This window comes from Methylobacterium oryzihabitans (genome assembly GCF_004004555.2).
Lineage (GTDB): Bacteria > Pseudomonadota > Alphaproteobacteria > Rhizobiales > Beijerinckiaceae > Methylobacterium > Methylobacterium oryzihabitans.
Window position 1 is genome coordinate 1 of record NZ_SACP01000020.1, and the last position, 13,401, is coordinate 13,401.

15 protein-coding genes are annotated in these 13,401 nt (G+C 71.8%); 9 read left to right on the forward strand and 6 right to left on the reverse strand.

The window, feature by feature from the left end:
* The 4 genes from infB to EOE48_RS18875 form a co-directional block, all read left to right on the forward strand.
* Positions 1–2,246: translation initiation factor IF-2 (infB, locus tag EOE48_RS18860; protein WP_127731994.1), on the forward strand; the 2,246-nt coding region annotated here is incomplete at its 5' end.
* 138 nt (positions 2,247–2,384) lie between these two features.
* A complete protein-coding gene (gene rbfA, locus EOE48_RS18865) occupies positions 2,385–2,813 on the forward strand; it encodes a 30S ribosome-binding factor RbfA (protein WP_127731996.1) in 429 nt (142 codons plus the stop codon).
* Positions 2,814–2,949: 136 nt separating this feature from the next.
* Positions 2,950–3,972, forward strand: a complete 1,023-nt coding sequence (gene truB, locus EOE48_RS18870) for a tRNA pseudouridine(55) synthase TruB (RefSeq protein ID WP_127731998.1) — start codon at positions 2,950–2,952, stop codon at positions 3,970–3,972.
* A gap of 19 nt (positions 3,973–3,991) precedes the next feature.
* Entirely contained in the window at positions 3,992–4,429 is a 438-nt protein-coding gene (locus EOE48_RS18875) for an acyl-CoA thioesterase (protein WP_127732000.1), read from the forward strand.
* Between the two features lie 111 nt (positions 4,430–4,540).
* On the opposite strand, the gene EOE48_RS18880 is transcribed toward EOE48_RS18875, so the two are convergent.
* Positions 4,541–5,698, reverse strand: a complete 1,158-nt coding sequence (locus EOE48_RS18880) for a glycoside hydrolase family 183 protein (protein WP_127732002.1) — start codon at positions 5,696–5,698, stop codon at positions 4,541–4,543.
* 91 nt (positions 5,699–5,789) lie between these two features.
* Between EOE48_RS18880 and EOE48_RS18885 the strand changes: the two genes are divergently transcribed.
* On the forward strand, positions 5,790–6,383 hold the full coding sequence (locus EOE48_RS18885; protein ID WP_127732004.1) for an NnrU family protein: 594 nt from the start codon (positions 5,790–5,792) through the stop codon (positions 6,381–6,383).
* 224 nt (positions 6,384–6,607) lie between these two features.
* The gene (locus EOE48_RS29270; protein WP_187371473.1) at positions 6,608–6,778 is read left to right on the forward strand and encodes a hypothetical protein; all 171 of its coding nucleotides are present in this window, start codon (positions 6,608–6,610) and stop codon (positions 6,776–6,778) included.
* 47 nt (positions 6,779–6,825) lie between these two features.
* On the opposite strand, the gene EOE48_RS18890 is transcribed toward EOE48_RS29270, so the two are convergent.
* The 4 genes from EOE48_RS18890 to EOE48_RS18905 form a co-directional block, all read right to left on the reverse strand.
* The gene (locus EOE48_RS18890; protein WP_127732006.1) at positions 6,826–7,800 is read right to left on the reverse strand and encodes an NADPH:quinone oxidoreductase family protein; all 975 of its coding nucleotides are present in this window, start codon (positions 7,798–7,800) and stop codon (positions 6,826–6,828) included.
* Positions 7,801–8,065: 265 nt separating this feature from the next.
* Positions 8,066–8,761, reverse strand: a complete 696-nt coding sequence (locus EOE48_RS18895; RefSeq protein ID WP_127732008.1) for a hypothetical protein — start codon at positions 8,759–8,761, stop codon at positions 8,066–8,068.
* A 317-nt stretch (positions 8,762–9,078) separates the two neighbouring features.
* Positions 9,079–9,807 carry an acetoacetyl-CoA reductase gene (gene phbB, locus EOE48_RS18900; protein WP_127732010.1) on the reverse strand — a complete coding sequence of 243 codons (729 nt, stop codon included), beginning with the start codon at positions 9,805–9,807 and terminating at the stop codon, positions 9,079–9,081.
* 312 nt (positions 9,808–10,119) lie between these two features.
* Positions 10,120–11,301 (reverse strand): acetyl-CoA C-acetyltransferase, encoded by a 1,182-nt coding sequence (locus EOE48_RS18905; RefSeq protein ID WP_127732012.1) that lies wholly within the window; start codon positions 11,299–11,301, stop codon positions 10,120–10,122.
* Between the two features lie 294 nt (positions 11,302–11,595).
* On the opposite strand from EOE48_RS18905, the gene phaR reads away from it, so the two are divergent.
* Both phaR and EOE48_RS18915 read left to right on the forward strand, forming a co-directional pair.
* On the forward strand, positions 11,596–12,192 hold the full coding sequence (phaR, locus tag EOE48_RS18910) for a polyhydroxyalkanoate synthesis repressor PhaR (RefSeq protein ID WP_127732014.1): 597 nt from the start codon (positions 11,596–11,598) through the stop codon (positions 12,190–12,192).
* 66 nt (positions 12,193–12,258) lie between these two features.
* Positions 12,259–12,495 carry a hypothetical protein gene (locus EOE48_RS18915; protein ID WP_127732016.1) on the forward strand — a complete coding sequence of 79 codons (237 nt, stop codon included), beginning with the start codon at positions 12,259–12,261 and terminating at the stop codon, positions 12,493–12,495.
* A gap of 84 nt (positions 12,496–12,579) precedes the next feature.
* Here EOE48_RS18915 and rpmF read toward each other — a convergent pair whose 3' ends face one another.
* Positions 12,580–12,765, reverse strand: a complete 186-nt coding sequence (gene rpmF / locus EOE48_RS18920; protein ID WP_127732018.1) for a 50S ribosomal protein L32 — start codon at positions 12,763–12,765, stop codon at positions 12,580–12,582.
* 238 nt (positions 12,766–13,003) lie between these two features.
* Between rpmF and EOE48_RS18925 the strand changes: the two genes are divergently transcribed.
* Positions 13,004–13,336 carry a ComEA family DNA-binding protein gene (locus tag EOE48_RS18925; RefSeq protein ID WP_127732020.1) on the forward strand — a complete coding sequence of 111 codons (333 nt, stop codon included), beginning with the start codon at positions 13,004–13,006 and terminating at the stop codon, positions 13,334–13,336.
* The last annotated feature ends 65 nt before the right edge of the window (positions 13,337–13,401 follow it).

A 13,401-nucleotide genomic window follows, 5' to 3' on the forward strand; every position in this document is an offset into this window, starting at 1 on the left:
CGGCCGGCGCCCGCCCGGCTTCCGCCGTCGGCGCCCGTCCGGCCGGTGCCGGCGCGGTCCGCCCGGCGCCCGCCGAGCCGCGCCGCGTGCTGACCGCCGACGCGCGCAAGCCCCGCGACCTCAACTTCATGGCCCGTCCGGCCCCGAAGCCGGAGCCCAAGCCCGAGCCGAAGCCCGCCACCCCGGCGGCCCAGGCCGGGGCCGCCAAGCCCGCCACCACCGCGCGCCCGGCCGGCGGCCGTCCCGCCGCGGCCGAGGAGGAGAGCGAGGCCAAGCGGGTGATCCGGCGTCCCGGGATGCCGCTGAAGGTCATCACCCCGCCCAAGACCCCGAAGTCGCCGGGCGGCGACCGCAACCGCGGCCGCCTCACCATCGCGACCGCGACCTCGGGCGAGGACGAGCGGACCCGTTCGCTCGCCTCGTTCCGCCGCCGCAACCAGCGCCTCACCGGCCACCGTCAGGTGGAGCAGAAGGAGAAGCTGGCGCGCGAGGTGGTCATCCCCGAGACGATCACGATCCAGGAACTCGCCAACCGCATGAGCGAGCGGGCGGTCGACGTCATCCGCATGCTCATGAAGCAGGGCCAGATCCACAAGATCACCGACGTGATCGACTCGGACTCGGCCCAGCTCATCGCCGAGGAACTCGGCCACACCGTGCGCCGCGTCGCGGAGTCGGACGTCGAGGAGGGCCTGTTCGACGAGCCCGATACCGACGAGGACACCCAGCCGCGTCCGCCGGTCGTGACCATCATGGGTCACGTCGACCACGGCAAGACCTCGCTGCTCGACGCGATCCGCAACGCCAACGTCGTCTCCGGCGAGGCGGGCGGCATCACGCAGCACATCGGCGCCTACCAGGTGACCTCGCCGTCCGGCGGCGCGATCACCTTCATCGACACCCCCGGCCACGCGGCGTTCACCTCGATGCGCGCCCGCGGCGCCCGGGTGACCGACATCGTGGTGCTGGTGGTGGCGGCCGACGACGGCGTCATGCCCCAGACGATCGAGGCGATCTCCCACGCCAAGGCGGCCGGCGTGCCGCTGATCGTGGCGATCAACAAGATCGACAAGCCCGACGCGAACCCGCAGCGGGTCCGCACCGAGCTGCTCCAGCACGACATCCAGGTCGAGTCGATGGGCGGCGAGACCCTCGAGTTCGAGGTCTCCGCCAAGACCCGCGACGGCCTCGACGACCTGCTGGAGGGTCTCGCCCTCCAGGCCGAGATCCTCAACCTCGGCGCCAACCCCGACCGGTCGGCGGAAGGCACCGTGATCGAGGCCAAGCTCGACCGCGGCCGCGGCCCGGTGGCGACGGTCCTCGTCGAGCGCGGCACCCTGCACACCGGCGACATCGTCGTGGCGGGCGCCGAGTGGGGCCGCGTGCGCGCCCTCATCGACGATACCGGCCGCACCGTGAAGGAGGCGGCGCCCTCGGTCCCGGTCGAGGTGCTCGGCTTCAACGGCACGCCGGAGGCGGGCGACCGCGTCGCGGTGGTCGAGAACGAGGCCCGGGCCCGCGAGGTCACGGAGTACCGCGCCCGCGTCAAGCGCGACCGCGCCGCGGCGACCGGCTCGGGGGCCGGCCGTTCGCTGATGGACATGATGCGCGACCTCAAGGAGGGCGCCGGCCGCAAGGAGTTCCCGCTCGTCATCAAGGGCGACGTGCAGGGCTCGGTCGAGGCGATCTCCGGCGCGCTCGACAAGCTCGGCAACGACGAGGTCGCGGCTCGCATCCTGCACACGGGTGTCGGCGGCATCACCGAGTCGGACATCACCCTGGCCCAGGCCTCGGGGGCGGTGGTCGTCGGCTTCAACGTCCGCGCCCACAAGGAGGCCCGCGAGGCCGCCGAGCGGGCGGGCGTCGAGATCCGCTACTACAACATCATCTACGACCTCGTGGATGACGTGAAGGCGGCGATGTCGGGCCTGCTCCCGCCGACCCTGCGCGAGGAGCGCCTCGGCGAGGCGCGGATCCTCGAGATCTTCAACGTCTCGAAGGTCGGCAAGATCGCCGGCTGCCGGGTCGAGGACGGCCGGGTCGAGCGCGGCGCCCATGTCCGGCTCATCCGCGACAACGTCGTGGTCCACGAGGGCAAGCTCTCGCAGCTCAAGCGCTTCAAGGACGACGCCAAGGAAGTCACCGCCGGCCAGGAATGCGGCATGGCGTTCGAGAACTACCAGGACATGCGCGCCCGGGACGTGATCGAGTGCTACCTCGTCCACGAGGAGCGGCGGACCCTCTGATCCGTCGTCACCCGCTGCCGTCTTCTCGCGAGGGCGGCGGCCCTCGTTCCCCCGAGCCCGAGGCGCCACCCGCCTCGGGCTCGTCGGTTCAGGGCCCTCGGCACAACCTGTCCGAGTGGTCCGGTCCGGAGACAAGACGTGCGTAAACCATCCGACCAAGCCGGCCCGTCGCAGCGCCAGCAGCGCGTGGCCGAACTCGTGCGCCACGCCCTCGCCGAGGTGCTGAGCCGCGGCGACATCCAGGATCCCGAGCTGAGCCGGTACGTCGTGACCGTGCCGGAGGTGCGGATGTCGCCCGACCTCAAGCTCGCCACCGCCTACGTCATGCCGCTCGGCGGCGAGGACGAGTCGCCGGTGATCGCGGCGCTGGAGCGCAACAAGAAGGTCCTGCGCCAGGAGGTCGCCCGCCGGGTGAACCTCAAATACGCGCCCGACCTGCGCTTCCGCCGCGACGAGACCTTCGACGAGGCGGCGCGCATCGACGCGCTCCTGCGCAGCGACAAGGTCCAGCGCGACCTCGCGCCGGAGGCGGAGGAATCCGAGGACGGGGCGGCGCCGGAGCGCTGATTTCGTTGTCGCGAATCGTGGACCCGTCCGCCGGGCGGGCCGTTTGTTTCCATTGAGATCCGCGTTGCGTGGGGCCGGCGCCGGCAAGGGAGCGCCCGTGTGCCGCCGCGGCGTCGTTGTGTGTGCGAGGAACGAGATGCACGAGGAACAGCCTGCACCGCTGCGCGAGGGCGCGCGCGACGGGGCCCGCGACGGAGCGGTGCGGGAAGGCCGCCCGCCGCGCCGCGGCCGGCCGCAGGGCGACCGGCCCAAGCGCCGCGAGATCAGCGGCTGGGTCATCCTCGACAAGGGGGTCGGCATGACCTCGACCCACGCCGTCGCGGCGGTGAAGCGGGCGCTCAACGCCAAGAAGGCGGGCCATGCCGGCACCCTCGACCCGCTCGCCTCCGGCATCCTGCCGATCGCGCTGGGCGAGGCGACGAAGACCGTCCCGTTCGTGATGGACGGCCGCAAGGCCTACGTCTTCACCGTGACCTGGGGCACCGAGACCGACACCGACGACGCGGAAGGCCGCCCGGTCGGCACCACCGACAGGCGTCCGACCCGCGAGGAGGTCGAGGCCGCCCTGCCCCGCTTCGTCGGCGCCATCGAGCAGGTCCCGCCGCGCTATTCCGCGATCAAGATCCAGGGCGAGCGCGCCTACGACCTCGCCCGCGACGGCGAGGTGGTGGAGCTGGCGCCGCGCTCGGTGCAGATCGACCACCTCGCGGTGCTGCACCATTCCGACGAGCGCACGGTGATCGAGGCCGAGTGCGGCAAGGGCACCTATGTCCGGGCCATCGCCCGCGACCTCGGCCGGACGCTCGGCTGTCTCGGCCACGTCTCGGCCCTGCGCCGGACCCGGGTCGGGCCGTTCGTCGAGGACCAGTCCTGCACCATCGGCGCCCTGGAGGGGGCCGAGAGCGAGGCCAACGCCGCGGTGCTGCGCCCGGTCGAGACCGCCCTCGACGCGGTGCCGTGCGTGCCGGTCTCGCGCGACATGGCGATGCGGCTGATGCGCGGCCAGCCGGTGATCCTGCGCGGGCGCGACGCGCCGACCGAGGGCAAGGCCTACGCGACCTGCGGCGGCATCCTGGTGGCGGTCGGCGACGTCGAGCGCGGCGAACTGGTGCCGCACCGGGTGTTCCATCTCGGCGGCACGGCGCAGCGGCAGGGGTGAGCCAGGAATGAGCGGGACGATGAGCGAGCCGCACGCCCCCGACGGCGACGCGCGGATGCTGTGGACCGACGACGTCCTGCGCTACCGCGACACCGACGCCAACGGCCACGTCAACAACGCGGTCTTCGCGGCGTTCTGCGAGAGCGGGCGGGTGCAGTTCTTCCGCACCCAGTTCGGCGGCGGCGTCCAGCCGCCGGGCACGTTCTTCGTCGTCGCCCGCTTCGCGATCGATTACCGGGCCGAGCTGCACTATCCGGGCCGCGTCCGCACCGCGACCTGGATCGCCCGCCTCGGCCGCACCTCGATCACCCTGCGCAACCGCATCCTGTTCGAGGACCGGATCGCCGGGGAGGCCGAGGCCGTCTGCGTGCTGCTCGCCCAGGACACCCGCCGCCCGGTCGATCTCGGCGCGGCGGCCCGCGAGGCGGCGGGGCGGTTCCTGATCGAGACGCCCTGATACGATTTTCGGACGATTCGTTCCGGAAATCGTATCGAAGCCCGCGCGGCGCTTGAGCGAAGCCGATTTTTGCATCGCGAAGCGATCCATCGAAAATCGTATGACGCTCCGTCACGGCCACACCTTGATCGCCACCGGGCGCCGCACGAGGTCGCGCTCGGAGGTGACCTCGCAGCCCTTCACCTTCATGGTCACGTAGTACAGGTCGGCGCCGTCGCCGACCGTGTCGAAGTTGCGGCCCGGCGCCGTGGCGTCGATGAGGGAGGGGTAGCTCACCACCTCGCCGCCGCTGGTGCAGGGGTCGTCGTAGAGGCTCGGCGCGGCGACGAGCAGGCGCGGCTCGTCCCAGGCGAGCTTGTCGCGCGAGGTCGTCCAGTAGATGCCGGGCCTGGCGAAGGCGCCGCCGGCCCCGGCCAGGAACACCGCGATCCAGGCGCCGGTGCCGCGGTGGCGCGACACCGAGCCGACCGGCGCCGGGAACGGCCCGACCGGGCGGCAGGTCCCGCCGGGGCGGAAGCCGGCCCGGTACGGGTCGGGGAAGCGGGCGCCGAAGCCCTGGCCGTCCCAGGCCCGCCAGCGGCCGGGGTCGCGCAGGTCGTCGGAGCGAAACAGGCAGATGCCGAAGGGCTGCCCGTCCCAGCCGGTGTTCGAGGCCCAGAAGTACCAGTGCGCGCCGTCGCGCACGGTGTTGGTCGGGTTGAAGAAGCCGCGGTGGCGGCCTTGGCCGACCTCCTGCCGGAACGGCGCCGCGGCGACGACCTGCGGCGGGCTCGTGCGCAGGAAGCTGCGCCCGCCGTCGTCGGAGCGCGCGGCCAGGATGGTGTTGTACCAGCACGCCATCATCGTCGTGGCGGTGCAGCGGCCCGGATGCTCGTTGGCGTGGTACTCGTGGTGCAGCAGCGCCTCGATCCGCCTGCCGTCCTCGGTCCAGGTCGCGGTGATCCAGGTGTGGTCGTCGTAGGCGGCCGGATCGGCCTTGAGGCCGGAATCGAGCACGATCCGGCAGTCGAGTGTCAGGCGGTCGAAGTCGGGGCCGCGCAGCACCCGGTTGCGGTCGTGCATGCCGAACAGCGCGACGGCGCCGTCCGCCTCACGGATCGCCCGCGCCGGCGCGTCCGGCACGTCGTGGCCGTCGCAGGCGTCGCGCCCGGCCTTGAAGATCGTCCGGGCCGGACCGACCACGGTGAGAGCCGAGAGCGGGATCGCCGGCTCGGCGAGCGCGGCGCCGCCGGCCACCAGGGCGACGAGGAGGGCGAGCAGGCGGCGCATGGCGGGGGACCCTGGACAGCACCGGGAGCCTGCCCGAGGATGCTTGCCGCCGGCTTAGCCTTGCCGGGCCATCCCCCGGAATCACCGCACCATGACGCTCCTTCTCGCCGGCCTCGTGCTGTTCCTCGGCAGCCATGCCTTCACGATGGCGCGCGGGCCGCGCGCCCGGCTGATCGCCCGGGTCGGGGAAGCCCCCTACAAGCTCGGCTACACCGCGGTCGCGGCGCTCGGTCTGGTGCTGATCGGGGTCGGCTACGGGCATTACCGGGCCGACGGCTATATCCCGGTCTGGTCGCCGCCGGTCTGGACCCGCCATCTCGCCCTGCTGCTGATGCTGCCCGCCTTCGTCTGCCTCGCGGCGGCCTACCTGCCGGGGCGGATCAAGGCGCGGCTCAAGCACCCGATGCTGCTCGGCGTGAAGATCTGGGCCACCGCCCACCTTCTCGCCAACGGCGACCTCGGCTCGATCGTGCTGTTCGGCGCCGTGCTGGCCTGGGCGGTGGCGGCCCGGATCAGCGCCAAGCGCCGGGACGAGGTGAAGCCCCATGCCGGCCCGGCGACGGCCCCGCGCGGCTGGCGCAACGACGCGCTCGCGGCCGGGATCGGCGTCGCGGCGTGGCTGCTCTTCGCCCGCGTGCTGCATTCCTGGCTGATCGGCGTCGCGGTCTGGCCGGGACAGGCGTGAGGTTGCGGCGTTCGGCAGCAGCGCGGCCGGGGTTCGGCCCTATCTCCGCGGCACCGGCGCGACCGGGCAAGTGGCCGGAGCGGCATGCGGATTCGCCGTCGAGCCGGGGAGATGTCGCAGGCCGAAGGTTTCACATTTGCGAAAAACGTCGAGGAACCGACCAGCGCCCCTCCGGTTGTCAGTCCGTCCAGGCGACGCCAAGTCGCCCGCAATGGAGATCAGGCATGACCGAGAGAAAGCAGCAGTCTCAGGCTCATGAGACCAAGGACGATCACCGCCAGAACGGCAAGAACCCCGACAAGCCGAACCAGGGAACTGTCGAACACTCGGATGACGGTCGCCTGAAGGAGAACCGGGATAAGGGCATCCATCGCGGCGACAAGGAGCCGAAGTAACCGACCCACGCCCGGCACCGCCTCCCGGTGCCGGGCGTCCTGCCGCGTCAGGGCCGCAGCAGCACCTTGCCGACCGCCTCGCGGCGGCTGAGCACGCCGAGCGCCTCCTCGGCCTGCGCCAGCGGGTAGACCCCGTGCACCCGGGCCGAGAGCCGCCCCTCGGCGACCAGCGACAGCAGCCGGGCCTGATTGGCGGCATGGGCCTCGGGCTCGCGCTTGACGAACACGCCCCAGTGGACGCCCTGGACGTCGATGCCCTTCAGGAGCACGAGGTTGAGCGGGATCTTGGGGATCTCGCCGGCCGCGAAGCCGACGACGAGGAAGCGGCCCTTCCAGTTCAGCGAGCGCAGGGCCGGCTCGGCGAAGTCGCCGCCGACCGGGTCGTAGACCACGTCGATGCCGGCTTCGCCGGCAAGGCGGCGCAATCCGTCGCGCAGGGGCTCCCGGCTGTAATCGAGCACGAGGTCGGCGCCGTGGGCGCGGGCCGCCTCCAGCTTCTCGGCCGAGGAGGCGCAGGCGATCACCCGCGCGCCCATGGCGTGGCCGAGTTCCACCGCCGCGAGACCGACGCCGCCCGAGGCGCCGAGCACCACCAGCGTCTCGCCCGGCTTCAGGTCGGCGCGGTCCTGGAGCGCGTGGAGCGAGGTGCCGTAGGTGACGGTGAGGCCCGCCGCCTGCTCGTCGCCGACGCCCTCGGGGATCCGGGTCAGCCCGGCGGCCTCGGCCACCACCCGCTCGCGGCAGGCGCCGTAGCCGAGATGGACGATCACCCGGTCGCCGACCGCCACGCCGGCGGCACCGGGGCCGAGGGCCTCGACCACCCCGGCGGCCTCGGCGCCGGGCGAGAACGGCAATTCGGGCTTCACCTGGTAGCGGCCGGCGATGATGAGCGTGTCGAAGAAGTTCAGCGCCGCGACCGTGACGCGGACCAGGGCCTGACCGGGACCCGGCACAGGATCCGGCATCTCCTCGATCACGAGGTCCTGCGGTCCGCCGAGCGCCTTGCACAGGAGCGCCTTCATGGTGGTTCCTCCCCCGCCGCGTCCCGCGCGGCACTCCAGGAGGAGCCCCCGACCGGCGCCGCGATCAAGCGGATTCTGCGGCGGGCGGGGCCTCGGGTCGAAACTCACGTGAGAAGGGCCGCTGAGGGTGGGGAGCGGACTTCCCGGCCGTGACCTGAAGCGGGCATTCAGACCGGCGGTCGGTCTGGTTCAGGTGCGCCCTGAACAGACCGCGTTTTCGCCCCCCCGGGGATCGTTTCGGCAACCCCCACGGCGGCCGACCCGATCACGTCCGAGCGTACGCGCCCGACCGGACCGCCTGCAACCCGATCGGGAACTCCGCCGACACCGGCAGGCCGAGTGGCGACATGCGCCCATGCACCAGGCCGAGCATCGCGAGCGGCACGTCGAAGACGACCGGCACCGAGCCGTCGGAAGCGTCCCTGACGAGGCAGAGGTGGTAACGCCGGTCGCTCGGCTCCCCCTGGGGATCGTCGACCGGGCCGGCGGTGGTCGCAACGTCGAGTGCATCCTCGACGACCGCCCAAGAGAAGAGCGGATCGGCCGCAGCGATGGCCGCGGCGTTGAGGCGTGCCAGATCGGAGACGAAGCTGAACACGAGATCCGCGCCCGCGCGGTCGCTCGCAAACCAGCGAGCGCGAGGCGGGTTGACCTCGACATCGCCCAGTACGGGGTCGAAGCGGCGATGCGGGACCCAGCCGGCCAGCCACGCATCGATCCGTCGACCCTCGGCCAGCGCCGCTTCGTCGCCCTTCAGCACGGCTGCCCCGTCGATCCCTTCACGGGCGAGCCGCGACACGAGGATGGCGATCCGGTCGGCGTCACGGGCCAGGAACTGGGCCAGGTTCCCGGCGCGTTGCTCCCGTGTCAGCCACCGGTGATCGCCGCGATGGAGCGGCGTGTCGGGTGGGTAATCGCCGAGCCGAGCGGAGAGAAGGTCATAGGGATCGCCGGCGGCCACAGCGGACCGCTCGGCTACGCCATCGCCATGCTGTCCGGACGACCTTCGGCCGCTGAGCCAGTCGAATATACGAGGCATGGCTCCGACCTAACAGCCGGCGCGCGACGCAGCCACCCTTCAGGACTACCGTCGAGCCGTGTCGAGGACGCCGCGTCCGGCCAAGACGGGCGATGACCGGGCCCCATCACCGGTGCAGTGGAATGCCTCGAAGCAGGCATCTCGGGAGCCAGCTATAGGTCGGAAGCTGACGCGCGCACGGTCAAGCTGATTGGGCTCTGACCGTAAGGCCGGGGCGGCGGGCGCCCCGGCCGTGAGGGCTAGTGGAAGTACTGGCCGCCGTTGATGGTCAGGGTCGAGCCGGTGATGAAGCCCGCCTGCTCGCCGGCCAGGAACTCGACCGCGCGGGCGATCTCCTCCGCCTCGCCGAGGCGGCCGACCGGGATGTGCGGCAGGATCTTGCTCTTGAGCACCTCCTCGGGCACCGCCTTGACCATCTCGGTGGCGATGTAGCCCGGCGCGATGACGTTGACGGTGACGCCCTTGTTGGCGTTCTCCTGCGCCAGCGCCTTGGCGAAGCCGACCACGCCGGCCTTGGCGGCCGAGTAGTTGGTCTGGCCCATCTGGCCCTTCTGGCCGTTGATCGACGAGATCAGGATGATGCGGCCGAAGCCGCGGGCCCGCATGCCGTCGATCACCGGCTTGGTGCAGGTGAACATCGAGTCGAGGTTGGTGCGGATCACCGCCTGCCACTGCTCGAAGGTCATCTTGTGGAACATGCCGTCGCGGGTGATGCCGGCATTGTTGACCAGGACGTCGATCGGGCCGAGTTCGGCCTCGGCGGCGCGGATGCCCTGCTCGCAGGCGGCGGCGTCGCCGACGTCGAACTTGAACACCGGGATGCCGGTCTCGGCCTTGAAGGCCTGGGCGGCCTCGTCGTTGCCGCCGTAATTGGCCGCGACCTTGTACCCGGCCTCCTTGAGGCCCTTCGAGATCGCAGCGCCGATGCCGCGCGTGCCGCCGGTGACCAGTGCGACGCGTTCTGCCATGTCCCTCTCCTCAGAGCGTTGGAACCGTTTCATCCCTCGACGGCCCCGATGCGCGATCGGGGGACCGTCGTGTCACCCGGTTGGTCGGGCCCGCAAGCACCGCCCCGGTTCTCCTTATGACAGACCCGGTCGCCCGGGCCAGATCTTCCCTAGGGGTCGCGCCGGATCCAGCCGCGATTTTCCTCGTCCGCAGGGTCCGGCGGACCGGTTCCGGGGGGCTTGCCGGAACGAAACCGCCGAAGCCCCGGAACGTTGCACGAGGCTTCCCGCGGGGTGCGGGCCCGCCCCCGGGGGACGGGCCCGCGTCCGGGTTCAGCGCTCCAGGCACATGGCGACGCCCATGCCGCCGCCGATGCACAGGGTGGCGAGGCCCTTCTTGGCGTCGCGGCGCTGCATCTCGTGCAGCAGGGTCACGAGGACCCGGGCGCCCGACGCGCCGATCGGGTGGCCGATGGCGATGGCGCCGCCGTTGACGTTGACCTTGTCGTCCTCGAAGCCGAGTTCCTTGTTCACCGCCATGGCCTGGGCGGCGAAGGCCTCGTTGGCCTCGATGAGGTCGAGGTCGGACGGCTTCCAGCCGGCCTTCTCCAGCGCCTTGCGCGAGGCCGGGATCGGGCCGGTGCCCATGATCTTCGGGTCGACGCCGGCGGTGGCCCAGGAGGCGATGCGGGCCAGCGGCTTGAGGCCGCGGCGCTCGGCCTCGGCGGCGGTCATCAGCACCACCGCGGCGGCGCCGTCGTTGATGCCCGACGCGTTGCCGGCGGTCACGGTGCCCTCCTTGGAGAAGGCCGGGCGCAGCTTGGCCATCGCCTCGACGGTGGCACCCTCGCGGATGTACTCGTCCTCGGCAACGACGACATCGCCCTTGCGCGACGGCACCGTGACCGGGGCGATCTCGTCCTTGAACCGGCCTTCCTTCTTGGCGGCCTCGGCCTTGTTCTGCGAGCGGGTCGCGAAGGCGTCCTGCTGCTCGCGGGTGAGCTGCCACTTCTGGGCGACGTTCTCGGCGGTGGTGCCCATGTGGTAGCCGTTGAAGGCGTCCATCAGGCCGTCGGTGATCATCGTGTCGACGAGCTTGAGGTCGCCCATCTTCTGGCCGCCGCGCAGGTACTGGGCGTGGGGGGCCATCGACATCGATTCCTGGCCGCCGGCCACGATGATGCTGGCATCGCCGTTGGCGATCTGCTGCAGGCCGACCGCGACGGTGCGCAGCCCCGAGCCGCAGAGCTGGTTGAGGCCCCAGGCGGTCTTCTCCTGCGGGATCCCGGCGGCCATGGCGGCCTGGCGGGCGGGGTTCTGGCCCTCGCCGGCGGCCAGCACCTGGCCGAAGATCACCTCGTCGACCTCCTCGGGCGACACCTTGGCCCGCTCCAGCGCCGCCTTGATGGCGACCGCGCCGAGCTTGTGCGCCGGGACGTTGGCGAAGGCGCCGTTGAACGATCCGACCGGCGTCCGGGCGGCTCCCACGATGACGATGTCCGTATCCTGTGCCATGCGCATCTCCTCGAGGCCCGCGTTCGGCTGGCGGATGTGCGTTCCGGCGAAACCGGGCACTCCGCGCCTCTCTCGCTCCCGGTCTCGATGAAAGCCCTGACCTTCGGGAAGTCAAGCCGCCGTTCGGCCGGATGGAGATCGGCGACCGCCTCCGGCCGGCGACCGGTTTGGGTGGATCATTCGCAGATTGCTGTTTTCGCCAGCGCACGAAGGCCTTAAGGTCGGTTCCAGAACGAGACGAGATCCCGGCCCGGCCCCGCCGCCCCGGGATCGCCACAGGGAGATGCCGTCGAGATGGCGGACAGCGGCAAGTCGGCACCCACCGTCATCAAGAAGTACGCCAACCGGCGGCTCTATCACACCGGCACCTCGACCTACGTCACGCTCGAGGATCTGGCCGCGATGGTGCAGGGCGGCGAGGACTTCGTGGTCTACGACGCCAAGTCGGGCGAGGACATCACCCGCTCGGTGCTGGCCCAGATCATCTTCGAGCAGGAGAACAAGGCCGGCACCGAGAACCTGCTGCCGGTGGCGTTCCTGCGCCAGCTGATCCGCTTCTACGGCGACAGCATGCGGGCGATGGTGCCGAGCTACCTCGAATTCTCGATGGACCACCTCGCCAAGGAGCAGAACGGCCTGCGCGAGAAGATGGCCCAGACCTTCGGGCCGAGCGCGTTCCAGCATGCCATGGAGGAGCAGGTGCGCGCCAACGTCACCCTGTTCAGCGAGGCGATGCGGATGTTCACGCCGTTCACCCCGCCGGGGGCCGACAAGCCCGCCGAGACGCCGCCGGCCGCCGCCCCCTCCCCGGCCCCGCGCGGCGAACTCGACGACCTGAAGCGTCAGATGATCGAGATGCAGAACCGGCTCGAAGCCCTGGCGAAGAAGTAGGCGCCGCGGGAACGCGGCCCGGCCCTTGCGGCGCTACCTCCGTGCGAGCCTTTCGGAGGAGCCTCGATGTCGGATTGCGGAACGGCCGTGCCGGAGCGGGACGGGGAGGACGGCGAAGCCGGGACGACCGGGCGCGCCCTGGTGGCGCTGGCGCCGGACGTCCCGCCGGGGCCGGTGCCGGCCCGGCCGCTCGCGACCTTCCTGGTGCAACTGATCGACGGGCCGACCGGCACCCTGCGGCCGTCGCGCCGGCGGCGCACCCGCGAGGCCGCGGCCCGTTACGCCACCGGCGCCTCCCGCTGAACCCCCGAAACGAGAACGGCGCCCGCGAGGGGCGCCGTCAAGCCGGACCGGGAGGCCGGGGCGGCGGGAACGCCGCCGGGGCGGTCACGCCTCGGCCTTGACCTTCAGGACCTGCCGGCCGCGATACATGCCGGTCTTCAGGTCGATGTGGTGCGGGCGGCGCAGCTCGCCGGAATCCTTGTCCTCGACGTAGGTCGGGGCCTTGAGGGCGTCGGCGGAGCGGCGCATGCCGCGCCGCGACGGGGAGGTCTTTCGCTTCGGAACGGCCATCGAACGTATTCCCGTAACAAACAAACACAGGCGCGGCCGCCCCGGGGAGCGCCGCGCGCGTCGCGATTCTGATCGGAGCGGGGCTTATACAGAGCGGGGCCGGTCGTGGCTAGCCCGCCGGGCCGGTTTTTGGCGCGCGATCCCTTAAGCTCCCGTTCAACCGCGCGGGCGCCCTGTGGCGGTCGCCGGGCCCCGGCCGGGAGCCGCAGCACCGGCGCGCGACCCCGGAGGTCCACCCATGACGCCCACGATCCGCTCCCTCGCCGCCGCGATCCTGCTGGCCGGCCTCGCCGCCCCGGCTCTCGCCCAGGCGCCGGCCGCCATGGCCCCCGCCACGACCCCGGCACCGGCTGGAAAGCCGGCACCGGCTGCGAAGCCGGCACTCGTCGACATCAACAGCGCCAGCCCGGACCAGCTCGACGCCCTGCCGGGCATCGGTGCCGCCCGCGCCGCCGCGATCGTCAAGGGCCGGCCGTATCGCGGCAAGGACGAGCTGCTGTCGAAGAAGATCCTGCCGTCCAACGTCTACGACGGCATCAAGGACAAGGTGATCGCCCACCAGAAGAGCTGACGCCCAGTCGAGGCTCCCGGATCCGCCTTCCGCGACGGCGGCCGCGCTTGACATGCGGCCTGCGG

Coding starts and splice junctions, on each gene's coding strand:
- truB (WP_127731998.1), top strand. CDS start 2,950: ATGCACGAGGAACAGCCTGCACCGCTGCGCGAGGGCGCGCGCGACGGG.
- EOE48_RS18875 (WP_127732000.1), top strand. CDS start 3,992: ATGAGCGAGCCGCACGCCCCCGACGGCGACGCGCGGATGCTGTGGACC.
- EOE48_RS18880 (WP_127732002.1), bottom strand. CDS start 5,698: ATGCGCCGCCTGCTCGCCCTCCTCGTCGCCCTGGTGGCCGGCGGCGCC.
- EOE48_RS18885 (WP_127732004.1), top strand. CDS start 5,790: ATGACGCTCCTTCTCGCCGGCCTCGTGCTGTTCCTCGGCAGCCATGCC.
- EOE48_RS29270 (WP_187371473.1), top strand. CDS start 6,608: ATGACCGAGAGAAAGCAGCAGTCTCAGGCTCATGAGACCAAGGACGAT.
- EOE48_RS18890 (WP_127732006.1), bottom strand. CDS start 7,800: ATGAAGGCGCTCCTGTGCAAGGCGCTCGGCGGACCGCAGGACCTCGTG.
- phbB (WP_127732010.1), bottom strand. CDS start 9,807: ATGGCAGAACGCGTCGCACTGGTCACCGGCGGCACGCGCGGCATCGGC.
- EOE48_RS18905 (WP_127732012.1), bottom strand. CDS start 11,301: ATGGCACAGGATACGGACATCGTCATCGTGGGAGCCGCCCGGACGCCG.
- phaR (WP_127732014.1), top strand. CDS start 11,596: ATGGCGGACAGCGGCAAGTCGGCACCCACCGTCATCAAGAAGTACGCC.
- EOE48_RS18915 (WP_127732016.1), top strand. CDS start 12,259: ATGTCGGATTGCGGAACGGCCGTGCCGGAGCGGGACGGGGAGGACGGC.
- rpmF (WP_127732018.1), bottom strand. CDS start 12,765: ATGGCCGTTCCGAAGCGAAAGACCTCCCCGTCGCGGCGCGGCATGCGC.
- EOE48_RS18925 (WP_127732020.1), top strand. CDS start 13,004: ATGACGCCCACGATCCGCTCCCTCGCCGCCGCGATCCTGCTGGCCGGC.